Origin of the sequence: Clostridium lacusfryxellense (genome assembly GCF_018861735.1) — a bacterium.
Taxonomy (GTDB): Bacteria; Bacillota; Clostridia; order Clostridiales; family Clostridiaceae; genus Clostridium_AD; species Clostridium_AD lacusfryxellense.
Window position 1 is genome coordinate 93,111 of record NZ_JAHLEB010000002.1, and the last position, 26,169, is coordinate 119,279.

The 26,169-nt window shown below is 30.1% G+C and carries 23 protein-coding genes and 1 pseudogene; 14 read left to right on the top strand and 10 right to left on the bottom strand.

Annotated features, from left to right (window positions below):
- Positions 1–41 precede the first annotated feature (41 nt).
- Positions 42–2,072, top strand: a complete 2,031-nt coding sequence (locus KPL55_RS02050) for a DNA topoisomerase (protein WP_216305194.1) — start codon at positions 42–44, stop codon at positions 2,070–2,072.
- Positions 2,073–2,355: 283 nt separating this feature from the next.
- Here the strand turns inward: KPL55_RS02050 and KPL55_RS02055 are convergent, their stop codons facing one another.
- Entirely contained in the window at positions 2,356–4,098 is a 1,743-nt protein-coding gene (locus KPL55_RS02055) for a phosphoenolpyruvate carboxykinase (protein ID WP_216305048.1), read from the bottom strand.
- A 299-nt stretch (positions 4,099–4,397) separates the two neighbouring features.
- Here KPL55_RS02055 and KPL55_RS02060 point away from each other — a divergent pair, with 299 nt between their 5' ends.
- Positions 4,398–5,303 (top strand): DMT family transporter, encoded by a 906-nt coding sequence (locus KPL55_RS02060; protein WP_216305049.1) that lies wholly within the window; start codon positions 4,398–4,400, stop codon positions 5,301–5,303.
- 659 nt (positions 5,304–5,962) lie between these two features.
- Here the strand turns inward: KPL55_RS02060 and KPL55_RS02065 are convergent.
- On the bottom strand, positions 5,963–6,250 hold the full coding sequence (locus KPL55_RS02065; RefSeq protein WP_216305050.1) for an ArsR/SmtB family transcription factor: 288 nt from the start codon (positions 6,248–6,250) through the stop codon (positions 5,963–5,965).
- A gap of 181 nt (positions 6,251–6,431) precedes the next feature.
- On the bottom strand, positions 6,432–7,685 hold the full coding sequence (locus tag KPL55_RS02070; RefSeq protein ID WP_216305051.1) for a D-alanyl-D-alanine carboxypeptidase family protein: 1,254 nt from the start codon (positions 7,683–7,685) through the stop codon (positions 6,432–6,434).
- A 471-nt stretch (positions 7,686–8,156) separates the two neighbouring features.
- Between KPL55_RS02070 and KPL55_RS02075 the strand changes: the two genes are divergently transcribed.
- From KPL55_RS02075 to KPL55_RS02085, 3 genes are read left to right on the top strand one after another with little or no spacing between them, the layout of a single operon-like run.
- Positions 8,157–8,315, top strand: coding sequence for a hypothetical protein (locus tag KPL55_RS02075; protein ID WP_216305052.1), 159 nt, complete (start codon positions 8,157–8,159; stop codon positions 8,313–8,315).
- A 3-nt stretch (positions 8,316–8,318) separates the two neighbouring features.
- A complete protein-coding gene (locus KPL55_RS02080; RefSeq protein WP_216305053.1) occupies positions 8,319–8,477 on the top strand; it encodes a hypothetical protein in 159 nt (52 codons plus the stop codon).
- 57 nt (positions 8,478–8,534) lie between these two features.
- A complete protein-coding gene (locus KPL55_RS02085) occupies positions 8,535–9,152 on the top strand; it encodes an NUDIX hydrolase (protein ID WP_246599278.1) in 618 nt (205 codons plus the stop codon).
- 32 nt (positions 9,153–9,184) lie between these two features.
- Here the strand turns inward: KPL55_RS02085 and KPL55_RS02090 are convergent, their stop codons facing one another.
- Together KPL55_RS02090 and KPL55_RS02095 are read right to left on the bottom strand one after the other, a co-directional pair.
- Positions 9,185–9,535, bottom strand: coding sequence for a hypothetical protein (locus KPL55_RS02090; RefSeq protein WP_216305054.1), 351 nt, complete (start codon positions 9,533–9,535; stop codon positions 9,185–9,187).
- 51 nt (positions 9,536–9,586) lie between these two features.
- Positions 9,587–9,945, bottom strand: a pseudogene (locus KPL55_RS02095) (winged helix-turn-helix transcriptional regulator).
- 311 nt (positions 9,946–10,256) lie between these two features.
- Between KPL55_RS02095 and ndk the strand changes: the two are divergent.
- Positions 10,257–10,727 carry a nucleoside-diphosphate kinase gene (ndk, locus tag KPL55_RS02100; protein WP_216305055.1) on the top strand — a complete coding sequence of 157 codons (471 nt, stop codon included), beginning with the start codon at positions 10,257–10,259 and terminating at the stop codon, positions 10,725–10,727.
- Between the two features lie 46 nt (positions 10,728–10,773).
- Here the strand turns inward: ndk and KPL55_RS02105 are convergent, their stop codons facing one another.
- Both KPL55_RS02105 and KPL55_RS02110 read right to left on the bottom strand, forming a co-directional pair.
- Positions 10,774–11,133, bottom strand: coding sequence for a hypothetical protein (locus tag KPL55_RS02105; RefSeq protein ID WP_216305056.1), 360 nt, complete (start codon positions 11,131–11,133; stop codon positions 10,774–10,776).
- A gap of 44 nt (positions 11,134–11,177) precedes the next feature.
- Positions 11,178–12,656 (bottom strand): nicotinate phosphoribosyltransferase, encoded by a 1,479-nt coding sequence (locus tag KPL55_RS02110; RefSeq protein ID WP_216305057.1) that lies wholly within the window; start codon positions 12,654–12,656, stop codon positions 11,178–11,180.
- A 140-nt stretch (positions 12,657–12,796) separates the two neighbouring features.
- On the opposite strand from KPL55_RS02110, the gene KPL55_RS02115 reads away from it, so the two are divergent.
- Positions 12,797–14,851 (top strand): ATP-dependent helicase, encoded by a 2,055-nt coding sequence (locus KPL55_RS02115; protein ID WP_312887193.1) that lies wholly within the window; start codon positions 12,797–12,799, stop codon positions 14,849–14,851.
- A 26-nt stretch (positions 14,852–14,877) separates the two neighbouring features.
- On the opposite strand, the gene KPL55_RS02120 is transcribed toward KPL55_RS02115, so the two are convergent.
- Positions 14,878–15,996, bottom strand: coding sequence for a GGDEF domain-containing protein (locus KPL55_RS02120; RefSeq protein ID WP_216305059.1), 1,119 nt, complete (start codon positions 15,994–15,996; stop codon positions 14,878–14,880).
- 242 nt (positions 15,997–16,238) lie between these two features.
- Between KPL55_RS02120 and KPL55_RS02125 the strand changes: the two genes are divergently transcribed.
- A complete protein-coding gene (locus KPL55_RS02125) occupies positions 16,239–16,727 on the top strand; it encodes a hypothetical protein (protein ID WP_216305060.1) in 489 nt (162 codons plus the stop codon).
- On the opposite strand, the gene KPL55_RS02130 is transcribed toward KPL55_RS02125, so the two are convergent.
- Complete coding sequence (locus KPL55_RS02130) at positions 16,728–17,198, bottom strand: hypothetical protein (protein ID WP_216305061.1); 471 nt, start codon at positions 17,196–17,198, stop codon at positions 16,728–16,730.
- 24 nt (positions 17,199–17,222) lie between these two features.
- Entirely contained in the window at positions 17,223–18,629 is a 1,407-nt protein-coding gene (locus tag KPL55_RS02135) for a sensor histidine kinase (protein ID WP_216305062.1), read from the bottom strand.
- Positions 18,630–18,980: 351 nt separating this feature from the next.
- Between KPL55_RS02135 and KPL55_RS02140 the strand changes: the two genes are divergently transcribed.
- From KPL55_RS02140 to KPL55_RS02165, 6 genes are all read left to right on the top strand, one after another.
- Positions 18,981–19,565, top strand: a complete 585-nt coding sequence (locus tag KPL55_RS02140) for a hypothetical protein (RefSeq protein WP_216305063.1) — start codon at positions 18,981–18,983, stop codon at positions 19,563–19,565.
- Positions 19,566–19,691: 126 nt separating this feature from the next.
- Positions 19,692–19,991 carry a hypothetical protein gene (locus KPL55_RS02145; RefSeq protein ID WP_216305064.1) on the top strand — a complete coding sequence of 100 codons (300 nt, stop codon included), beginning with the start codon at positions 19,692–19,694 and terminating at the stop codon, positions 19,989–19,991.
- 120 nt (positions 19,992–20,111) lie between these two features.
- A complete protein-coding gene (locus KPL55_RS02150) occupies positions 20,112–22,190 on the top strand; it encodes a cell division protein FtsA (RefSeq protein ID WP_216305065.1) in 2,079 nt (692 codons plus the stop codon).
- Positions 22,191–22,207: 17 nt separating this feature from the next.
- Entirely contained in the window at positions 22,208–23,389 is a 1,182-nt protein-coding gene (locus KPL55_RS02155; RefSeq protein ID WP_216305196.1) for a M20 metallopeptidase family protein, read from the top strand.
- Between the two features lie 185 nt (positions 23,390–23,574).
- Positions 23,575–24,528 carry an RluA family pseudouridine synthase gene (locus KPL55_RS02160; RefSeq protein WP_216305066.1) on the top strand — a complete coding sequence of 318 codons (954 nt, stop codon included), beginning with the start codon at positions 23,575–23,577 and terminating at the stop codon, positions 24,526–24,528.
- A 12-nt stretch (positions 24,529–24,540) separates the two neighbouring features.
- On the top strand, positions 24,541–26,169 hold the full coding sequence (locus KPL55_RS02165; RefSeq protein WP_216305067.1) for a putative polysaccharide biosynthesis protein: 1,629 nt from the start codon (positions 24,541–24,543) through the stop codon (positions 26,167–26,169).

Genomic DNA, 26,169 nt, shown 5'->3' on the forward strand with positions numbered 1-26,169 from the left:
AGGTTTATTAATGCGATTTAATGGAAAGTGAAGTGGTAATTATCAGTAAGGCATTATTTATTACAGAAAAACCAAGTGTTGCTGCAGAATTTGCGAAAGCCTTGAAAATAAATGGAAGAAAATTTGATGGATATATAGAGTCCGATAAAGCTGTTGTAACATGGTGCGTTGGACATCTTGTAACTATGAGCTATCCTGAAAAATATGATGAAAAACTTAAGAAATGGTCCCTAAGTACTTTGCCATTTTTACCAGAAGTGTATAAATATGAAGTTATAGACGGAGTTAAAAAGCAATTTAATATAGTTAGTAGCCTATTAGTTCGTGAGGATATTGATAGGGTTTATGTCTGTACAGATTCAGGGCGTGAAGGGGAATACATATACAGACTAGTAGATGATATGGCTGGAAACCCTGATAAACAAAAACGAAGAGTTTGGATAGATTCCCAAACAGAGGCGGAGATTATTCGTGGTGTAAAAGAAGCAAAAGAGTTAAGCAAATATGATAGCTTATCGGAAGCCGCTTATCTAAGAGCGAAGGAAGATTATTTGATGGGAATCAATTTTTCGAGGCTACTAAGTCTAGTCTATGGAAAAACAGTGAGTAGTTATCTTGGTAAAAACTATATAGTTATTGCTGTGGGACGTGTAATGTCTTGTGTACTTGGAATGGTAGTTCAAAGGGAAAGAGAAGTTAGAGAGTTTGTTGTTACTCCTTTTTATAAGATTACTTCCAGCTTTAAGGTTGACTCTGAAAATACCTATGATGGAGAGTGGAAAGCAGTAGATGGATCTAAATATTTTGATTCACCTCTACTTTATAATGAGGGCGGATTTAAGACAATGGAAACTGCAGAAAAGTTAATTGGAGAACTAAGAGATTCTAGTTTAGATAATAGTATGAATGGAGAAACTAAGGGTAAAGTCATCGTTGAGAACATAACTAAGAAAAAAGAAAATAAAAATGCTCCGTTACTTTTTAATTTAGCAGAAATACAAAATGAATGTTCTAAAATATTTAAGATAAACCCAGAGCAAACGCTTGGTCATATTCAAGCTTTATATGAGAAGAAAATGCTTACATATCCTAGAACAGATGCTAGAGTGTTAACTACAGCGGTTGCAAAAGAAATTGACAGCAACATAAAAAAATTAATAAATCTAAATGGAAATACAGAGATAAAAAATATAGCAGCGAATATTATAGAAAAGAAGTGGTTCAATAATTTAGCTAAAACAAAATATGTTGATGATAGCAAAGTAACAGACCATTATGCTATTATTCCAACAGGTGAAGGTCTACAGAATTATGCATCACTAAAGGATGTACAAAAGAAAATTTATAATATGGTAATTAGAAGGTTTTTGGCGATTTTTTATCCACCTGCTGTATACAGTAAGGTTTCAGTTATTACAAAGATTGATACGGAAAGATTTTTTACGACGGATAAGGTTTGTATTGAACTTGGTTATTTAGAGGTTCTAAAACCTGATAGTGACAATAATGACCGCGCGGGTACAAATATGAAATTCTTAAGTTTATTGAAAAAAGGGCAAAGTGTTGAACTAGAAGATTTAGTTGTAAAAGAAGGTAAAACATCTCCTCCTAAAAGATTTACAACGGGTTCAATAATTATTGCTATGGAAAATGCGGGTAAACTTATTGAGGATGAAGAACTAAGAGAACATATAAAAGGTTCTGGAATTGGAACAAGTGCTACTCGCTCAGGGATTTTAACAAAACTTGAAAAAATAGAATACATTAAATCAAATAATAAAACCCAAGTGGTTATGCCAACGCTTCTTGGCGAAATTATCTTTGATGTAGTGAAAAATTCTATCCCTACACTTTTAAATCCAGAATTAACGGCTAGTTGGGAAAAAGGATTAACTATGGTTACCCAAAGTGAAATACAGGGTAATATATACATGGATAAGCTTGAAAATTATATAATCAAAAATACTGACAGAGTACTTAAACTGAATAATGGACCAAGACTAAAAAGAAACTTTGACATGGTAAAGGAATTTTATAAAAGCTCTAAAGCTGCTAAAGCTTCAGTTGAATAAATACTAATTCTGATAATTTCATTATAACAAAAAGGAAAGTCCCCACTTTTTAAGATGGGGACTTTCCTTTTTATACAAATATTTTTAGGCGCAAAAAAAAGTATATATTACGTATAATGCATTTGAATAAGCTTTAGAACTTCTTATTTTATTTTTAATTAAGATGCGTTAAGAAAAATATATGTTTGAGCGACGCGAGTTTATATTTTTTAGCAGATTAATTAAAAATAAAATTAGTAGTTCTTAGCGAAGTGAATGCATTAATAGTAATATATACTTTTTTTTATTTTATGATTAAATCAAATAGTTTTTTAGCTGCTTTTCTAGGTCCATCTTTTTCTTGACCTGCGACGCCTAGGGAAGTTCTAATTTGGCCAACTTTTACACCTGTTTCAAAGAAGTCTTTGAAATAACTATCTATGAGTACATCTACTTGTTCTTGTTTCTGAACGGGTCCAAAAGGATTTGCAAAATATGAGGTTACAAGACCTAATTCAGTAGTAGTACCCTTTGCCATCCTTGCACCTCTTTTACAAACATTAATAGCATCAGCTGGATTTGTGAAGAAATTAATTTCTTCTACTCCTTCTTTTACTTCTTCATAATTATTTGCATAGAGGAATAAATCTATTGGATATCCCTTAATTATAGCTTTATAGCTAGCAACTGGCATAACAAGTCTTGCATTAATTTTATCAGGATTCATGAATATACTTCTATCAATTTCTTTGAAAGCATAACCTGCGTCTAAATCATCTAGTCTTACGAAAGCACCGATTTCAGTTCCGAAGGCTAATGGTTTTGAGCCTTCCTTTAGAGTTAGGTATCCCATGTCGTCAAAGACTATTGTCATGTCACTGATATAATCTTCACTTAAGCTTCTAAATGCTTCTAAGGATTCGGATTTGCCCGCACCGCTATCACCCATGATAACAACATTAGCACTCTTACCATTATTCATAATAATATTTACCATTGCACCATGAATTGGTAGTGAACCTCGTTTAATCATTATTAGATTATGAAGTGTTAGAGTCATTTTTTTCACATAACCGAAGTAATCAATCTCGTCGCCATAACTTATATAACCAAGCATGATATTATTTTCAACATCATCATAAAATACTGTTTTAACTTTTTCAAAAGAATCTTTAGCTCCAAAAACAAAAACTATGTCTGGTTTAGCATCCCTATACTCTTCTTCACGTGCCATTTCAAATAAGTTACATAGCGTTATAGCATGAGCCATAAAATCTCTGTGAACATAAATGAATGTAAGTAGTGTACCTACTTTAGCAGGGTAACAAAACCAATGATCTGTGGATATTGTACAGTCTTTTAATGGGTTTTTAAAACATTCATCAAAAATTCCATCGCGAGTATTTTTTTTAGGATAACTTATATAAGGTAAATCTAATATTATTGCATCAATAAAGGGAACATTTTTTAATACTTCATATCCTAAAGGCAATGGCCAATTTACATTGTTAACAATTAGACCAGCATTACCACCAGCAGGTAGTTGCCTATAAACCTTAGGTGTATGACCAATAACATTCTCTTCAATTTTTCTGTATAAATTAAGTATAAGCATTGAAAAATTGTTATTAGCCTCAACAAAACTTGTTTTTTCAATACCATCATTAATTTTATTATTGTGAATTACAGTGTATCTTTCAAGCTTTCTCCAAAAACTATAAAAGTCTTCTATAAAATCAACAAAATTGCTTTTACTATCTACAATGGAACTATATTTAGTATTTAAATTTATAATTTCATTAACATCGAGCACCGATAGGAGTTTAAACAAATGTATAATGAAAACATCTAGACCTTCATTGTCTACTTTTGCATTTTCAATCAAATATTTATATATATTTGATTTTTTCTTTTTTATCTTTCTAATATAAGTGTTAAAAACTCTTTTGAAACCGTCACTCTCTAATAATTGTACTTGACTATTACAGTATTTTGCAGTGAAATTAATCATTACCTTTTCATTACTTAAAGAAAATTCTTTTTTCAAGTTGGCACCTCCATGTGTAAGTAAATCTAATTTTTAATAAATTGAATTTATATATGCAAATATTATCATAAGTAGCAATAAATAATAGAATACTATACTATAATACTCTAAAAGTGAAATGTTAACAATACTAGAATTGCATAAAAAGTATTTAAGCATATTAAAAACTATAAATAAGTACACTGATAATGCAATTTGCTAAATATATATTTGTCAAAATATATTGTAATCTTGGTTAATTCTGAGATATAATAGATATTAAGCTTTTGAAACAAACAATAAGGAAAGGGTGTGATATATTGACAAATAAAAGAATATCTCATGTAATGGCAATTATCTTAATGTTTATATGGAGTTTATCATATTTAAGCATAAAGGTTATATCTGAAGAGGTTAGTCCCGTATTATCAGCATTTTACAGATTTGTATTAGCCGCAATAATTTTATTTATATTATTAAAAGTAAAATTTCCTAAGGAAAAGGTTTTAAAAGAGGACAAGGTTAAGTTCGCCTTGGGTGGGCTCTTTGGAGTAGCAATATATTTTATTTTTGAAAATTATGCTGTAGCATATACATCTGCGTCAAATGTTGCAATTTTAATTGCGTCTATACCTGTATTTACAATATTTACTCAAAGATTAGTTTATAAAGAGAAATTTACTTTTGGTAAAATGATTGGAGCTACATTAAGTTTAATTGGAATTATTATAATAATTGCATCTAAGGAAAGAGTAAGTCTCTTATCAAAAGGGAGCATAGGAGATTTGATGGCGCTTGGAGCAGTATTTTCTTGGATAATATATAACATGGTTTGTAGTAGTTTTAAAGGGCATTATAAAGTTATAACTATAACAACTTACGAAATTATGTGGGGATCACTATTCTTAAGTCCTTCATTATTTTTCAGTACATTACAAGTTCCTTCTACAAAAGTTGTAGTTAATTTAATATTTTTATCGATTGCTTGCTCATGCATTGGATATCTCATGTATGTACATTGCATAAAAGATCTAGGAGCAACGGTACTTACAACATATATAAACTTACAACCAATTATGAGTTTAATTGCAGCGGGAGTAATATTACACGAAGTCATTACTATTTGGCAAGTACTAGGATGTATTGTCATAATAGTAGGGGTAACATTAGTTAGCCTAGATGGGCGATTAAAGTTTGGCAAACGAAAAAGAGTATATAATGCATAACTAGATATCCTGCGTGCCTTGCATTCGAAATCTAAACAAGAAATTCCATTTAGAAATTCTAACCTTTTGCTCATATAAAATTTGCTAGCACTCACATTCGGCATCCTGCCTCAAGTTCGCTAGCCTGCCTTCCTGGAAGGCTTACGCAAATTTTACATTTCCAAAAGAAGAATTTTAAATGGAATTTAATAGTTTTGTCGTTTCTTATTGCAAGTCACTCCAGAAAAATATCATACTTGGTTTAAATTCATGATGATAATGTCTAAGATTGCTTTATAAACCTGAAGTCGATAAACGTTTTAGATTCCAGATATAACAAATAAACCTTCAATAGTGTTTACGCTATTGAAGGTTTAGAGTGCGATTCCGTATATAGATGATGACGGCTAATCTTTTTTCTCATAGTATGTTAACAAAAGTATATGTTGCGTAAGAATGCGTTCGAACAAACCTTAGTAATTCTTAATTTATTATGTTTACAAATGCGTAAAGAAACCCACATGTTTGAGCGAAAGCGAGTTTGTGGGTTTTAGCAGTTGTAAATATAATAAATTTTAGAATTACAAGGTGAAGTGAGCCGCATTAATAGCAACATATACTTTTCGTTATAACATACTATGAGAAAAACCATGTAGCATTATCTGTTGAGATAAAAGCTATTAACTCTCATCTGGAAATATTGCATTTATTATATTTATGATAGTCTCATTACTTATCGAATAATTAATTTGTAAGCCATTTCTTTCACCTTTTATAATGCCTAAAGATTTTAGCTTTTGAAGGTGTTGAGAAACTGTGGATTGTGGGAGGTTTAAACAATCTTGCATATAGCTAACATTGCAACTCCCTTTATTCATAAGTCCTCTAATAATACATATTCGTGCAGGGTGTGCAATAGCCTTTAGTAGGTCTGCAATTTGTTCATACTGTTTTATATCATTAATCATAAAAATCTCCTTTTGAAAAATACTTATTAATATAATTGTGAGTATTTAATAATTAGTATTTTAATATTAGTATATTGCAATATTAAAGTCAATACATTAGTATTAAAATCCATAAAAAACGACTATATTAATATTTTTATTAATATAGTCCTTTTTTATGGATACTATTACAAATTGTAATTTAAAACCTTATTCGTCTACCATTACGATTTTTACGCCTTCTAATAGAAGAAATTAATAACAAAATTAATGCTATAACTACTATTAATAAAATTGCAGCTGCAACGTATATAATTATGTTAGCTTTAATAAGAGCAGATTTTGAAATCGTTGGATATAATTTGTAGCTCATATTTGAATCTTTTTGTGATATAGCTAAAGTTCCAACGGAAGTGTCTTTATTAAGCTTCCATGGATTTATACTAGCAACATTAAGTGAAGTAACTGGTTTTACATCGTTGTTATAAAATGAAACGTCTTCTTTTGTTTGAAGAGGAACACTAATTGTTCTTTTTGGTCCTATGAATGGAATAACTTTATAGGGTACAGAAATTGTTTTAATAGCAGTATCTTTTTTATTAAGTACTTCTTTTTGTGCAGAATAACTATAGTCTATTAGTTTTGTCATATCTTCAAAAACTTTTGTATCTTGTGGAAGGTTATACTCAGAGTTCATAACAACTCCTATTATATGACGACCATTACGCTCATATACAGAAACTAAACATCTACCAGCTTTTAATGTAACGCCAGTTTTACCACCTACGTTACCAGCGACTCCAAGAAGTTTATTTCTGTTTTCAACAGTTGCTTCAGGACCATTAGCAGATTTTATAACGCTTGTTTTTTTACCCATAGATGCCTTAACCCAATCGTTTTTATAAGCAGCTCTACCTAAAAGGGTTAGATCATAAGCAGTTGTATAATGTCCATCATTTGCATCATCAAGTCCATTTGGAGTTAGAAAATGAGATCCTTTCATCCCGAGGGACGCTGCTTTGTCATTCATCATTTTAGCAAATTTTACTTCATCACCACCAACGTTATCAGCAATCATATATGCAATATCATTTCCTGAAAAAAGAAGCAGACCATCCATTACGTTATCAGCTGACATAGTCTCACCAACTGCTATAGGATGTTTATTTAAGTTATATGAAAAAGCTGGTTGATTTTTTGCGGATTCTGTATAAGTTAAATTGTCAGTTGATTTTTTATTTTCAGCAAGTAACAAGGCTGTAATAAGCTTAGTAATGCTTGCTGGGTACATTTTATTATCAATATTTTTTGTGTAAATAATTTCGTTTGTATCCATATCTACAGAAATCGCAGCTTTACCAATTAATTCTGGTGGTTTTACAGCAGCAAAAACAGTTGTAGAAAAGACTAAAGTAAATACTAGTGTTAATAGTGAAAGTCGGTTTCTTCTTTTCAATTTTCATCTCTCCATCTTAATTAAATTTTGTATTCGGTTAGTGATAAATACAAAGCAAGTATATCATTTTAACATATTAAGAACAAGGTGCATTGATCAATGATGACGGATTTAGAGAGAAGTTAATATAATGATCACATTTTATGGGTTAAGTGTTTTTTCTTTTATTATGCTATAACGAAAATATATGTTGCTATTAATGCAGCTCACTTCACCTTGTAATTCTAAAATTTATTATATTTACAGCTGCTAAAACCCACAAACTCGCTTTCGCTCAAACATGTGGGTTTCTTCACGCACCTGAAAATATAATAAATTAAGAATTACTAAGATTTGTTCGAATGCATTCTTACGCAACATATACTGTAGTAGCATAATATAAGAAAAATACTAGAGATTAATTAGAGTTGTATTTATTATTTTTCTATATGAATACTAGGAATTAATTTGACTACATAGAGTCTATATCCAATGAAAATCGATGAAATGCTTAGTATAAGTGTGGCTACAGCTACGCAAATCAGAATGGTATTTGACTGCGGCATGATAGAAAAACTATCAAGAAACTCGACCTCGCCAGTTACCGGAGATGTTGGCAAATTGATTTTTATCAAAAACAAGAATCCGTAAACAATGATGGCAATGCCTAAAAAACTTAGAAGTCTTAACTTTTTACGTTTAATGAAAGTGATTGCGACTCCACCAAAAAACACATTTAATTGGATTCCTACAAGGCGACCAATCGTAAATGATTTATTAAAAGTTGCTACTTGCATTGGTGGGGCAACATAAAAGTTTTTTTATGGTAGAATAGATTTATGGACTTCTATAGAAAAGGTTGTGATTAATTTGATAAATAAGCTAGAACGAATATTTAAAGATAGAATTCCTAAGGTAATAGGGGAATTTGATGAAAGTGCGGTTATGATATTATTAGTAGAAGATGCAGAAGAGGTGTCAATTGTATTTGAAGTGCGTGCTCTTAAATTAAGAAGCCAGCCAGGGGATGTTTGTCTGCCGGGTGGGAGAGTAGAATTAGATGAAAAACCAAAGGAAACTGCGATAAGAGAGACTATGGAGGAATTAAATCTAAAAAGAGATCAAATTGAGATCTTAGGTGATATGGATTATTATATAAGCCCTTATGGGAATATATTGTATGCTTTTGTAGCTGTTCTTAAATATGGAGAAATAAAACCAAGTGAGGATGAGGTAGATCATATATTTAAAGTTCCACTCAACTTCTTTTTAGAAACAAAGCCACTACATTACAATATGAATATAGGGCCATTAAACCAAGAAGGATTTCCTTTTCATTTAATTAATGGTGGGAAAGACTATAAGTTTAGAAAAGGATATTTAGATCAGTATTTTTATGAGTATAATAAATATGTAATATGGGGATTTACTGCTCAGATTGTTAAAAGCTTTATTGATATTTATGATAAATATTTTAAAAAGCAGTAATAATATTTAAATTATTACTGCTTTTTAAAATGTTATTTACCTGGTACTAATTTGTTTTTCTTAATGAATAATGAAACACTTAGAACTATAAGAGCTATATACACAAAAATATATACAATTGAGAGTAATCCTGTAGTATAGAAAAATTTCAAGTAAATGAAAGCAAATACAGATATAAGAGACCAAGCTAAAGAAATAAAAGCTATTATATTATTTCTACCTCGCCAGTGCTCGGGGTCTTTCATATTTCCAATGATTTTTTCTCGCTTTTTACTTTTAGCACCTGTGTTAATTACTAGAAACTTGTAATATAAAAAGAATATAAATTCTACTATTGAAACTGCTAAAAACATGTAGGATAAAGAGAAACTAGTTATATTCAAAAAAATCACTCCTTTAAGAAATTAATATGCCCTAAAGGAGAAAAAATAACACTATTCTTTTTTATCAATAACAGCGCCTTCGTAATAATCTGTGCCCCATTTACACATAACGTCTAATATCGGCATTACACTTTTGCCCTGTTTTGTTAAAGAGTATTCTACTTTAGGAGGAACTTCTGCATATACTTTTCTGTGAACCATTTCATATGCTTCTAATTCTCTAAGCTGCTGAGTTAACATTTTTTGTGTTATTACACCCATCGATCTTTTAAGTTCGCTAAATCTTAGTACACCATTTTTGCTAATTTCCAGAGGATAATTGGTTTCCATTTACCACCTATAATATCCAATGTTAACTCTATGGCACAGCTATATTCTTTATTGTTTATTTTCATAATTTTATCGCTCATAATACCTCCTAGTTTTTTCGGAACCTTATAGCAACTTAGATACTAAGTAACTTATAAGATAGTACTTGATTAAATAACCTTTAGTTTGTATATAAATTATATCATTGATATAATTTATATACAAACTTATAATTATTGTTTTATGTAATATAATAAAAACACTTTGATTTATCATTCAAATGTTTTATAATAGTATATATATTAGGAATATTTGTAAGAATATGATTATGTGCTTATGTGTTATTTCTAAGTTTAGTTTAAGTAGTTAGAAATCAAGATTATAATTAATAAAAAGCAGGGAGTGAATTTTAATGGAAAGAACCTTGGTATTAATTAAACCTGATGGTGTTAAACGTGAATTAATTGGAAAGATTATCAATCAATATGAGGAAAAATCATTAGAAATTGTGGAACTCAAGATGATTACTGCAACAGTCGATAATGCCAAAAAACATTATAGCGAACATATTGGAAAAGATTTTTTTGAAGAGTTAATAAATTATATTACTGATGGAAAAATATGTGCAATGATCTTAGTGGGAGAGAAAGCAGTTGAGATAGTAAGGAAGATAAATGGAGATAAGAATCCCATAAAATCAGAACCTGGAAGCATAAGAGGAAGGTTTGCAATTAATGAAACTCAAAATTTAGTTCATGCATCTGATAGTACTACTAGTGCAGAACGTGAAATTTCAATCTGGTTTCCAGAACTTAATGAATTAGATAGACTTAAAGAGAAGGATTTATTTGCGAAAACTGACGTCCCATTAATAAATGTATAACTAACATAAAAGAAGCTAACCAAATCAATGGTTAGCTTTTGTTTATTTAATGAGAATCACAATGCCCAGAGCATCCATTACAAGACTTACTATCACCGCTATTACAAGTTTTCTTAGCATCTTTTGTAGGTATTGTTTTTACCCAAAATCTAGAATCTTTATATGCAATTGTGAGTTCTAAAATGTTGTCTATTAGAGTTTCATCATATAATATTTTCAAATCACCAATATTATTTTGGACGTCTCCTTCTATAAAATTATCTAAGTAGATGTCAACTTTAGTAGTTTTGCAACAACCACTAACATAAACAAAACGTACGCTATCGTACTCTTCGTCAAGTTTAATCATTTTAAGTAATTCATCTGAAGCAACTTTTGAAAGTTTAATTTTTAAAGGTTGTATCATAAGTCCTCCTAGTATTCATCTCGTGGTTAATTATTATTTTATTTTTAGTCCTCAAGAATCTCGGAATAGTGGTTTAATAAACCTTGCTTTAGGTTCCATAAATTCCAAGAAAGATCCACTGAATATGTGTGTGGATTGTCGAGCCTTAAAATTTCAGTCCATAATTTAGAAACTTCATTTTCTGAAAGTGTTTTTATTTCCATAACAGACGGAGATTCATAAATTTGTTTTCCATTTTCAAATAGTTTAACCAAAAGTTCTTTTATATAGTAATGTTTAAGGTTTTTCTTTTTCCAAGTATATGTTGGATTAAATATTTCAAGAGGTTTACTTTCATCTATTACCTCATCATGCAAAGTAATTAAGTCAGCAATAGCCTTGTGAGTTGTTTTATCAAAAATTCTATATAGTTTTTTAAAAGCAGGGTTTATAATTTTTTCTGCATTCTCGCTAATTTTAATTTTTGGTATTATTTCACCATCATTTTCAACAGCCACAAGTTTATAAACACCACCAAATACTGGTTCGGATCTAGCTGTAATAAGTCTTTCTCCGACACCAAAGTTATCAATTTGTGCCCCGCTTTCTAAAACTCCTCGGATAATATATTCATCAAGAGAGTTGGAAACAGTGATCTTAACATCTTCATATCCAGCTTCATCTAGCATTATTCTAACTTTTTTAGTTAGATAAGTAATATCTCCACTATCAATTCTAATTCCTTTAGGTCTTTTGCCCATAGGTTTAAGTATTTCATTAAATACCTTTATGGCATTTGGCATACCAGAACGTAGAACATTATAAGTATCTATTAGTAGCACGCAGTTATCAGGATAAGTCTGCGTCCATGCTTTAAAAGCATCATATTCAGTGTCAAACAGTTGTACCCAACTATGTGCCATAGTTCCAAGTGCTGGAATATCAAACATCTCTTCAGCCATTGTGCAGGCGGTACCAACGCAACCACCAATAACAGAAGCTCGAGCTCCATATATAGCACCATCATAACCTTGAGCACGCCTTGAACCAAATTCCATAACTGGTCTACCCTTTGCAGCTCTACATATTCTACTTGCTTTAGTGGCTATTAAAGTTTGATGATTTATTGTAAGTAGTGTCATTGTTTCAACAAACTGAGCCTGAATAACAGGTCCCTTAACAATAACTAAAGGTTCACCTGGAAATACTGGATAGCCCTCAGGTACTGCCCATACATCACAAGAAAATTTAAATGTCTTTAGATAATTAATAAAAGCTTCTGAAAAAATACCTTTACTTTTTAAGTAAGATAAATCATCATCTGTAAAATTTAAATTAGATAGATATTCAATTAATTGTTGTACTCCACCCATAATACAGTATCCGCCAGCATCAGGTATTCGTCTAAAGAACATATCAAAATAGGCAATTTTGTCTTGAACACCGTTATCAAGATAACCGTTTGCCATAGTTAATTCATAAAAGTCTACTAGCATTGTTAGGTTTCTTTCATTCCTCACATTAAAATCTTTTGAGTATATCATAATCTTTTCCCCTTTGAAATTTAATAAAAGTATATAATAGAGTTATTGCATAAATACATTTTAAAGTAATAACAAGATTAATACAATAGTAATGTAGGTATAATACTAATATACGATGGACTTAAAGTAGGTGGATGAAAGTGAATACTAAACAAAACATTAATAATAAAGTTGTAAATAGCAAAGTAAATACAAAATTAAGCCAGGAGCAAAGGGCTGCCGTTTTTTCTAATAGCAGAAATTTGCTTGTCACAGCAGGTCCTGGAAGCGGTAAAACAGTTGTTATTGTTAATAGGATTGTTCATTTAATAAACGAACAAAACGTTAGTCCTAAAAACATTATAGTCATTACGTTTACAAGGGCTGCATCTATCAATATGAAAAACAGATACATAGCGATTAATGGAAAAGAAAAGGTACCGTTTTTCGGTACGTTTCATGGATTGTTTTATAAAATTCTCAAAAACTATTATGGGCAGATAAATATAATTGATACACTTGAAGTATATAAACTTATTAAAAATGTACTTATGTCTTACCTGGATGAGGTAGGTGATGAAAAAGTAAAGGAAGTTATAAATAACATTTCACTATTTAAAACAAGTGAAGATTCGTTGGATAATTTCTCTTCCAGTATTGATAAGGGGATATTTACAGCTGCCTATAATATTTATGAACATTATAGGAAAGAAAAAAACTTATTTGATTTCGATGATCTTCAAATAGGGTGTAAGGATTTATTTATTAAAAATTATACTATACTTAATGCATATAAAAAACTATTTAAATATATTTTAGTAGACGAATTCCAGGACTGTGATTCTATGCAAGTAGCGATACTAAAACTTTTAAATGAAGAGAATTCTATCTTTGCAGTTGGAGATGAGGACCAATGTATTTATGGATTTAGAGGTTCTAACCCAGAATGTATGGTAGGATTTTCGGAGCGTTTTGTAGGTGGAAATAAGTTGCCACTGTCTACTAATTATAGATGTCCAAAGAATATAGTGGAAATATCTATGAATCTTATAAAAAATAATAGCCTTAGAAATGATAAAAATATATCAGCATTTAAGGATCAGGACGGCATCATCGCAGTGCTTAACAATGTGAATGAAAATGCACAAGCGGATGAAATTAGTAAGATCATTCAAAAACATAAAGAAATTCATGACAATAATTATATGGATAATGCTATATTATACAGGACAAATGTAGAGTGCAGAAGTATAATAGATGTATTTATTAAAAAAAGGATACCTTTTAAACTTTTAGACAGGGAATATGACTTCTTTCAACATTTCATTTGTAAAGATATAATTGCATATTTTAGATTGAGTATTGATAATAGTGATAAAGTGAGTTTTCTTAGAATAATCAATAAGCCATTTAGATATATAAGCAAATTAAATTTGGAAAAATTAAAAAGAAATTATGTGAAAGAAGACTGCTTTGAAATGGTAAAGGAGATCGAGGGGATTCCCATATTTCAGATGAAGATGTTAGATAAATTGCGAGCGGATATTCTCTTTTTAAACAAAACTTCACTAGCGAGTGCTATAGATAATCTAGTTCTAAGTATTGGTTACCATGACTACATAAAAGAATATTGCACTAAATTTAAGATTGATTTAAGTGAGATGGAGGATGTTATTGACGAGTTTAGGCAATCAGCAGAAGAATATAGGTCTATAATAGCTTTTCTAGCGCATGTTGAAGAAGTTAAAGAGGAAATCAGCAAGCATAAGAAAAACGTCGATGAGGATGCGGTGATACTCAGTACAATCCACGGCGTAAAAGGAATGGAATTTAAAAATGTATACTTAATTAATTGTAATGAGGAGAACATGCCTCATATAAATAGTATAGATAGTAACCTAGAAGAGGAGAGAAGACTATTTTATGTAGGAATTACAAGAGCCATAGATAATGTTTGGTTATGCATTAGTAAAAGTGTAAAAGGAAAAGTGAAAGAAACTTCTAGGTTTATTAAAGAGTGTAATATATTGGGCGCAAGTGATTCGGATTTACCTTTTGAGGAAGGTGATACGGTGATACATAAAAGTTTTGGTAATGGAGTTGTAGTTTCAATTACTATTAAGGAATTAGAAATTAGGTTTGAGGGAGAGGTTACACGGAAATTTGATACCAATATACTTTATAACAACTCTTTGATATCAAAAGTTTTGCAATGAGAATAGATTCTAAAAGCACCGTAAATTCAGTTATGAATAATACGGTGCTTTAATTTTGATTTGTGAATATACATATTTTTATCTGCTTGGACAAATGTAGAATATATGCTTTCATTTTCATTTTTGTTGTAAGATGCATGTCCATAAGCTAGTACAATTTTAATGTTCCTCTTTTGATTTACTTTAATTAAAAAGTCATCTAAATCTGATAGAGTACTTTCTAATAATTCCATTGGAATCTCACTACAAATAACACAAAATTCATCGCCGCCGATTCTATAAGCCTTACCAATACCTATAAAGCTTTCCTCTATAATTTTTGCGGTATCAAAAATCATTTCATCTCCAGCTTTATGTCCGTGATTATCATTAGTACTCTTTAAGTCATTTAAATCAAACATAACTATTGTTGCGTTTTTATCGTTAGTTACATATTGTTTCATTTCGTTGTCGAAGGATGCACGATTTTTAATTCCAGTTTGAACATCATATTTGAATTGTAGCTCAAGCAAAAAAATATAGTATATCAGCAAAGATATTGAGGCGCAGCTCCAAATTAGTATTAAATTCTTAAATAAAATCTGAAGAATGCTTCCGAGTATTGGTATAAAAAGAATAGGAATTAAAAATTTTTTATCTTCCATATCGTACCTAATACTATTTTTGATTACGGCTATTACAAGTAATACGTAATAAAAAATGCAAATTATAGTTGGCAGTAAAAATAAATTTCCACGTGTATATTGATTTTGAGCATCGACGAAAAAGATGGAGCCTGTTTTATAACTTAGTACGCACATAAAAGCATTAATACATAAGGGTATTGTTAAAAAACAATTATGTAAGAATTTTTTTTCTTTATTGCTATTAAAGAATAAAAGAACGAAAGGAACTATAGGGCTCAAAAAAAATCCTAAAATGTTAGCTATACGGTGAGGTATCATAAGTTTATTGTTACTTGAAAGTTCCATTAAAATAGTCGTGATTTCTAAAAGTAGCAGAATAATTGTAAGCGATGCTGCAGATATGTAAATCATATTTTTTTTATTACATATTACAACGTTCCGTTTAGCAAAACTTATTGTAAAACAAAGTGCGATGATTGCAAGAACATCCGTGCTTATTAATGAAATCATATTAGTCATATCACTTCCTTGAATTTAGTTCTTAATTGACCTTATGTTTTTTAAATATGTTTTAGTTGCACCATTATTGTTTATATTTCACAACCACGACTTAAAGCTATAGAAATTATAGCATATTATTAATATTTCTACATCAGTATATTTCTATAATATTTTAGTATATTTCCATTACAATATCCTAATCATAATGAGAGGTAATAAAATATAAAACAAATAACGGTGTTGAAAGGAACGGATAACCTATGACTACTATTACAAATGTAGCAATAAAAGACACTGATAGTTTAGTTATTAAAAAAATAAAAGGAAAACTTAATGATTCAAGGGGAAAAGTAACGGTTACACTCTATAGCGGAGATAGTTGTGATATTTGGTTTGATGAAGGTGATAAAGGAATTGTTTCTTCAAAGATATCTACAGAAAATCAACTTGGGTGGGGCGCTTTTGATGCTGCAGTTGAGGTTGTAATGGACAATGATGGCAAAGCAAAAAAAGGAAATGCCCAATCTGGTGCCAAATTAGGCAGTGCTAAATTAATGATTAATTCAGTTGAAGGATACATTGCCCATAAATTACAAGGAGTTGAAGAGGGTGAAACAGCATCTGGTCCTGGTTTTGTTATTTGTGCTATTCTTGATTGGGCCGAAATATGTAGTAATGAAAAAAGGTATATTACAATTAAGCCTATGTTTTTATCAGAACTGAACGAGATAGAAGATATACAGGGGTAATCATAACTGTATATCTTCTTTTTTAGATTTATTGAACACCGCAGTAATTATTATAATTAGAATTACAAATAACACAAGCGATGGAATTCCATAAATTGTTTTTAAAAAAGGATTACTCCATACCTTAGTTAAATCAGCTTTAAACAAATATCTAATTATTAACATATTAATAAATTCACATATAGATTCTAAAATAATCACACTTACACTTACACTTATTGATTTAATAATACTTATTTTATTTACATTTATATTTGTTAAAATGAGTACACCTAAAAACAACACAACATTTATTCCCATACTTATTGGTAGACTTCGTATTAAATAAGTTACAAGGACTAATAGTGTTGTAGAGAGTAAATATCTTTTTAATTCAAACTTAGTTTTAGTCAAAATATAACATGCCCACATGTAAATTGCTTCCTCAGGAGTTCCTCTAATTATTAATTCTAGAAATGATAATTTAATCAATTTTTTTTCTCCTTTATGTTTGGTTTATTCTGTATAAATGTCAGATAACTCGATATTTATTCGGTCAGCTATATCTTTTTTTATTTCGGTTAGATCGATGGATTTACTAGCTAGAGTTACCGGAAGAATGATAATAAATTCGCTTCCAATATTCGGTTCACTTTTAAGAATTATCTTGCCTTGATGAAGCTGCACAAATGCTTTAACTAGAGAAAGTCCTATTCCAGTTCCCTCATTATTCCTTTTTAATGTCTTGTCCACCTGCATAAATCTCCCGAAGATCATTTTCTTTTTATCATCGGGTATCCCTACTCCTGTATCTCTAACCGAGACCTCTATATTATCTACGTTATCCTTTAGTGTTATATATATTTTTCCACCTCTGTCAGTGAACTTTAAAGCGTTTGAAAGTAAGTTAAGGATTATTCTCTCTATTTTATCTCCATCAAACGCCATTAGTTTTTCCTCAACATCAGTGTCGAATATTATGGTTATCCCTTTATTTTCAGCAAGAGAAATTATAGACATGCTAATATCTTCAATGAAACAAACAATGTTTCCATTCTCCATTTGTGGAGTAATAAACCCAGAATCAAGCTTTGTCATATCTAATAAATTATTAATTAATTTAATAAGTCTATAACAATTTTGCTTCATTATTTGTAAGTACTTCTTTCTCTTTTCAATAAATTCTTCTTCAGTGTTGTCATTGTACATATTCATCATCTGAAGAGCAGAAAAAATAACGTTTAATGGAGTTTTCAATTCATGGGATATATTACAAAAGAATTCTGTTATAAATTTATTATGTTCTTTGGTTTGGTTTAATTGTTTAATATTTGTTTTTGCATCTTCTTTTAACTTTATCATTTGTAATTCCATTTCTAATAGTTTTCTTTGATTGCTCTCAAAGGTTACGTATTCACCCAATATCCATGCGATAATGATAAATCCTATCGATAACACCAAGTCATTTTCAAAATAGGTGTTTACTAATAAATTAGGCATAAATATCAAATCTATTGATAATATAATAGCTGATGATATGTAAGAAATTATTAAACCATGCTTCTTGCCTTGAGATATGGTAGTTGTAATTATACTGAAGAAAAACAGATATTTATATTGGCTCTGATAAGTGCCAGATAATAAAATGAAAAAAGAAAGAATAAAAATAAATAAGACATCTTCCACAATTAAAAGTTTCTTGGATTGTTTAAAGTTACCCTTAAAATAAATAAGCCACCATAATAAATACGCTAATGAGAAAAATATAAGAAATATTGCGCAATTTAACTGAGCACGATTTATATAATTCAATTCGGGATAAGGATCGTTAAAAATAAGTATTAATATAAATAGCAAAGTAGCGAATTTAGTAATTGCAATTATTGCTAAAATATTATTATATCTATCATTGTTGTTATTCATTTTTCACCTTCTACTTACCTGTAGATAACGATAATAGTTTCACTGCAGATATCTCTATTTTTTATACATTAACTATTCTTTTATTGTTACTAAAGTGTTATTGAAACTATTAATTATAATAAATAAAAACATTATCTCTAATATATTACAGTAAATGAGATAAAAAATCCATACTTAATTATCAAGATAAGACACAATAGCTTATGAGCATCTTATTATATACTCTATTTTTTTATATTATGAATTTAAGGAGGAATAATATACCTTTGTGTCGAATAAATGTTATTTGGTAGATGAATAAATCAGGGAACAATATAATTAGTGAGAGACTTTGGAGGGGAATTGATATTTATGAATATAGTAAAATGGTTTAATATACACAGTGGGTTTTCAGTTCTTTTGATTACATTACTTCTAGCAATAATTATAATATATTATGCTGATCAAACGAAAAAACAAGTTAACTATGCTCATAAAAACTTAGATATTGAAAATACGCGAATGAGGAATGTAGCATTAAATTACATTATATTATTAAATACTGAAATCGCGGCACATAGGCAAATATTTATTATCTATATTTATTACAAATTTTACAGTAATAATGTTCCTATAAACCTAGATAATATATTTAAATCTTTAAATAGTAAAATGTGGGATAAGCTATTTCCAGAATGTGCAAAATGCCTTTCAAACAAATTAATGGAAGAATTAAGTGGTTATTATTATGGGGTAGACACTTTTAAAGAAATAGAATTAACTGATGTTCAGAAAGATGATACAGTTAAGAGTCAGTTAATTTCAATGTTTAATTGTATTAACATTGCTGAAATAGAGTTTGATGAAAAACTAAGAAAACAAGATGTTTATCTTATAGATGGTAAGAAAGTAAGTGTAGATAAAACTAATGGGGAATTAATTATAGAATTAGTTTAGAAGTATGGAAACAGAAAGCTTGGACATATATTGTAATTAAAGAAATAATTGACAAAACATTATCACATGATGTATTATTAAAACAAACTGCTTATCTATAAATTGTTTATTAAGGAGAGGATTTTAATGGTTGCATTTAAGAAAATGTGGGATGATGTTCGGTTAATTTTATCAAATGAAGAATTTGGTGATATAAAAATCCTGGAGGAGACTAATTCTGGGTTTACAGTTAAAGAGGATGAAAACGTTATTTTTATTACAAAAGATGATTTTGTAGATTTTTGGTGCAAGTTACAATATTATAATGAGCTACCATTAGAACAGGCTTTAAATGATGATAAATCAAAATTAAAATACATTTATACTATTATAAGAAAATTACCTTATATATCAGAAAGTTCTGGAGTAATTAAGTTATTGCAGTAGATTTATTGAATGTTGTTATATAATGTTATATAATTTTATTAAGCTCATATTCTAAGAATATGAGCTTAATAAAATTCATGGAAATTATTTCTATGAATTATAGTAGGAAGAGGTATATATATGGAAATTACAAATATAAAGGAAATCACAAATGTAAATGCGGAGGAACTGATATTTGCTTTAGATATAGGAACAAGATCTATAATAGGAACTGCAGGGGTGATTTACGATAAAAAATTTCAAGTACTTGCTGAAAGTTATATGGAGCATGAAGAAAGAGCTATGATTGATGGCCAAATTCATGATATTCAATTGGTTGCAAGTGGGGTGCTGAAGGTAAAAAAAGAAATAGAGAATATACTAAATATTACATTAACAAAAGTAGCTATTGCTGCTGCGGGGAGGTTTTTAAGAACAACTTCAATTAAAACTGAAATAGAGGTGGATGAAGACAAAGAAATCGATAGGGAATCAATTAGGAGTTTGGAACTTACTGCAGTTAAAATGGCGGAAGACGAAGTCGCTCTTTCGGCTAAAGGCAAGCTTTATTGCGTTGGGTATAGCGTTAAAAATTATTATTTAAATGGATACATAATAACAAACCTAAATTCCCACAAAGGAGAGAAAATCGCAGTAGAAATAATTGCTACATTCCTCCCACGATCGGTAGTTGATAGCCTCTATGCTGTTATGAATAAAGCTGGACTTGAGGTTATAAGTTTAACACTTGAGCCTATAGCAGCGATGGAAGCTGCTGTTCCTCAAAATCTGCGCCTTCTAAATTTAGCATTAGTAGACATTGGTGCAGGTACTTCTGATATTGCTATTAGCAGCAATGATAGTATTAGTGCGTATGGTATGGCTCCTATTGCAGGGGATGAGATAACTGAAATGATAGCACAAACATATTTAGTTGATTTTAACACAGCTGAAAAAATAAAAAAGGAATGTAGTAAAAATGATAAAATTAAATACATAGATGTTTTAGGTCTTGAAAATGAAATAGATCCTGAAGAAGTTTTAAAAATAATTACCCCAATAGTTGTAAAAATTTCAGAGGAAATTGGAAATAGAATTATAGAATTAAATGGCGGGAAATCTCCGAATGCTGTGTTTTTAGTAGGGGGTGGGGCTCATACACCTTTTATTAAAGAAAATATAGCTAAAACTTTAAATTTGCCAGTACAAAGGGTTGCTATTAAAGGCCGTGAGTCAGTTGTTGAATGCATAAGCGATGCTAGTCTTGGAAGTATTGGGGTTACAGTTTTAGGTATAGCATTAATATCTATAAAAAGGCGAGGACATGATTTTGTTGAAGTAACTATAAATGAAAAGATTATAAGTCTATTTAATGCCCATAAACATACGGTAATGGATGTATTGGTTCAAGAAGGAATAAATCCAAAAATATTGATTGGTAAGAACGGTCGTAATATCAGATTTAATTTTGAGGGAATAAAACGAGTAGCATTTGGGACCTTAGCTAAGGGTGCCCAAATTAAAATTAATAACCTTCTTTGTAATATTGATTCTGAGGTAGTTGAAGGCGACATTATTGAAGCCATATTCAGTAAAGATGGTAAAAATGCCGAGCCTACAATTATGGATTATGTTAAAAATATTCAAGCTATAAGTTTTTATTTTGAAGGTGTAATTCGCAATATTGAGCCTGTGCCATTCATAAATGAAAAAAGAGTGCTCATAAACGCCATAATAAAAGAAAATGATGATGTTATAATAAAATACCCTAATACTATTAGTGAGTATGTTAAGTATTTTGATGATAAATTGACGAGTTCTACTTTTATGATGAATAATAAACATCTTATTGAGGATTATGTTATAAAAGAAGGTGACAAGATTTATATAGAAAATATAAAGAAAATGAATCCAAATGAAGATTATAAGAACGTAAAAGATGTTGATAATAAATTAGAAGTAAGAGGGATAGAGGCAAAATCTGAAATTAAATTTGATGTTAAAGATGAAGTTAAAACTGAAGTTAAAATTGAAGTTAATAAAAAAATTGTAAGTCTTAACAATAAAGATAAATACATATTTGTGGATATATTCAGTTATATAGAATTTGATTTGTCTATTTCAAAAGGGAATTTAATTTTAATGCTTAATGGTAGTAAAGCCAATTATAATCAGGCACTAAATGATGGAGATATAATTGAAATCTATTGGGAAAAATAATAAATATAAGTGAAGAGGTGTATAAATTGGATTTTTTAAATGAGGCAAAAAATATTGAGAAAGAGTTAAGTAACATTAGGCGCGACCTTCATGAGAACCCCGAATTAGGGTTTGACTTATTTAGAACTTCTCAAAAGGTAAAAGATTTTTTAACAAAAGAGGGGATTGAGTTTTATGATGTAGCTCAAACAGGGATTTGTGCTATTATAAGGGGAAATGGGAATAAAACAATTGCGCTAAGAGCAGACATGGATGCTCTTCCATTGCAAGATAAGAAGACGTGCAATTATGCATCTAAAATCAATGGTAAAATGCATGCGTGTGGTCATGATGCCCATACTACAATACTTTTAGGCGCAGCAAAAATATTAAATAACATGAAAGATGAATTATCTGGAAATGTTAAATTATTTTTTGAACCAGCGGAAGAAACTACTGGTGGAGCGCCTATAATGATTAAGGCTGGAGTACTTGAAAACCCAAGTGTAGATGCTGTTATTGGACTTCATGTAGAAGAGTGGCTTGACGCAGGTACTGTTGGACTAAAAAGGGACGTAGCATATGCAGCATCAAATCCATTTACTATTAAGATAATAGGTAAAGGAGGGCATGGTGCAAGCCCACATATGACCATTGATCCTATTGTAATAGCAAGTACTGTTATTACTACACTTCAGAGTATTGTGAGCCGTGAAATTCCACCTACAGATCCTGCTGTAATTACCATTGGTACAATTCATGGAGGAACAGCTCAAAATATTATACCAGAAGACGTGACAATATCAGGAACTATGAGGACTATGAAGAGTGAGCATAGAGAATATATAAAGACCAGATTAGTTCAAGTTGTTGAAGGTGTAGTTCACTCAATGCGTGGAAAATGTGAAATTAATATTGAGGAAAGTTATCCTTGTCTTTACAATAATGATAAATTAGCAGATCTATTTGTGGATAAGGCAAGTGAGCTGCTTTCCAGTATTAATGTTCAAAAACTAGATCAGCCTACAATGGGAGTGGAAAGTTTTGCTTATTTTTCTATGGAGAGACCATCTTTATTTTATTTTTTAGGAAGTATGAACAAGGAAAAAGGTATAATAAACCCTGCTCACGGCAGTTTATTTGATATAGATGAAAGCTGTTTAGCAATAGGTGTAGCTATGCAATGTAAATTAGCTTACGAATTTTTATTGAATTCATAACGCAATTTAGTATATAATAGACATTCGATGTTAATTTTTAAGATATATGATGGTTTATTATAGTATTAAATTGGTTATTATAAAATGAAATTAGTTTTTTTAAAATAAGAAAGTTATTTATTATAAAATAAATTGTAATATGTACAAAATTCGTTAATCGATAAAAGAGAACTAGGAGGATATGTATGAGGATCGAAATTGGAGCAAATGAAGCGGGACAAAGAACAGATAAATTTATGAGGAAAGTACTTGGAGATGTACCACTAAGCAAAATATATAAAGCTTTTAGAAAAGGTGATATTAGGGTTAATGGAAGCAAAATAAAGGAAAAACACTCTTTAGTAGAAGGTGATATTGTTGAAACAAAATATATTACCAGTGAGTTTAAAAAAGAAGAATTTCAAAGAATTGACAACAAGTTAAAGATTACTTTTGAGGATGCTAATATTCTTATGGTGGAAAAATGGCCGGGAGTTTTAGTACATGCTGACAAAAAAGATGGTGAAGCTACGTTAACAGATTATGTACTTTCTCATTTGTTTGATAAAGGAGATTATCAACCTGAAAATGAAATAACTTTTACGCCAGCACCGTGTAATAGATTAGACAGAAATACTTCAGGTATAGTTATGTTTGGTAAAAACTTCAAATCTCTTAAACTTTTAAATGAAATGATAAGAGAAAGAAACATTGAAAAATATTATATGGCTTTAGTAAGGAATAGAATAAAAGATGGAATTTATGAGGGATATATATACAAAAATGAAGATGCAAACATATCTCAAGTTTTTGATACTGAGATGCCAAATACAAAAAGGATAGCTATGGAAGTTAAAAACATTCAAAGTTGTGGTACATTTTCTCTAATAGATATTAATCTTTTAACAGGAAGAAGCCATCAGCTTAGAGCTCATTTAAGCCATTTAGGGAATGCTATTGTTGGTGATCCAAAATATGGAGATAAGAAAATGAATAGCTTTTTTAATAACAAATATGGCTTAGATTATCAGTATCTATATGCGTATAAGGCAATGTTCAAAAATTGTCCTGAGGGCTTGGAATATATGGAAAATAAAACAATAGCTGAGAGTTTGCCTCCAGTATTAAAAAAGATTAAAAGAGACGTATTTAAATTTTAGAGGGTGAATTTAATGAGTGAACAAGCAAATTCAAAAAAGCAATCCACCTCAAAAGGTTTTGCCATATTATCTGCAGCGGGTTTTATGGTTAAAATCTTATCTCTACTATATGTTCCTTTTTTAAGGAAGATATTAGGAGCTGAGGGGTATGGTGTATATGCGGCTGCATATCCTATATTTGTATATATATATATATTAACAAATGCAGGACTTCCAGTGGCGATCTCAAAGATGGTATCTGAACTTGTAGCTGTAGGAAATTATAGGGATGCTATAAAGACCTTTAAGATAGCTAGGTTTTCACTATTGATATTAGGCATAATAATGTCACTTTTAATGCTTGTTTTTGCAGGAACCATAGCTGATGGAACTCACAGTTCTACTGCAAAGTTAGCAATTTTAGCTCTTTCGCCAACGATTCTATTATCTTCGGTATTATCAGCTTATAGGGGTTATTTTCAAGGAAGAGGAAATATGACACCAACTGCTGTATCACAGGTACTAGAACAAATTGCAAATACAGTATTTAGTTTGATTTTTGCAGCTTTTTTTATAAAATATGGAGTAGCAAAAGGTGCGGCAGGAGGTACCATAGGAACCTCAATTGGAGCATTAGTTGCTGTAATATATATGGTGAAATACTATAAAAAAAATAAGGTGTTTAGAATCCCCAAGGGCCAAAATAAGATTGATATAAAAAGATTTACAACAAAAAGAATAGTTAAAAAACTAGTAGCAGTTGCCCTTCCAATGACTATATGTTTAGCAATACAACAAGCTGGATTGTTAATTGATTTAGGGCTTGTTCAATCAAGAATGTTAGCTTCTGGCATTGTTCAAAAACAAGTCACTATTTTATGGGGTGTATTATTTCAATATACAACATTAATAAATGTTCCTATAGCTATTATTACATCACTTGCAATAACTATATTGCCATCTATTTCTAGTTTGATGGCGCTTAATGATAAAAAGGCTGTAAAAGATAAAATCAATTACGCTTTTAGGTTATGTTTTTTAGTGGCAGTCCCATCTGCGTTTGGCCTTGCAGCACTAGCTAAACCAATAGTGTATGTCCTTGCGTATGATTCTGGTGTTGGGAGATTGCTAAGTTATGGATCAGTAGTGATAATATTAATGGCTGTGGTCAGTATTCAAACTTCAATTCTTCAAGGAGTTGGGAGACTTTACTTAGTTACTTTTTATGCTCTAATTGCATTAATAGGTAAGGTAATTACTAATTATATTTTTGTTTCAATTCCAAGCTTAAATATATTAGGTGCAATTATGGGAAATGGTGTAAGTTTTGCTATACTACTAATATTAAATTATTTTGCGATAAATAAAGCGCTAAGGATTAAAGGTAAACTGTGGAGTCATGCAATAAAACCTATAATAGCAGCAGCTGTTATGGCAATAGTTTCAAAATTCATGTATAGTAACTTTAAGTTTATACTTAGTTTTACAAAGGGTGAGTATATACAGAGTGTTATAGCCATATTCATGACTATGTGTTTAGCTATAGTAACTTATTTTTTAGTATTAGTATTTGTAGGTGGAATAACTAAGGAAGATCTAGAGATATTTCCACGTAAAATAACGAAATTTATACCCAATTCCATTATTAACAGAATTAAGTAG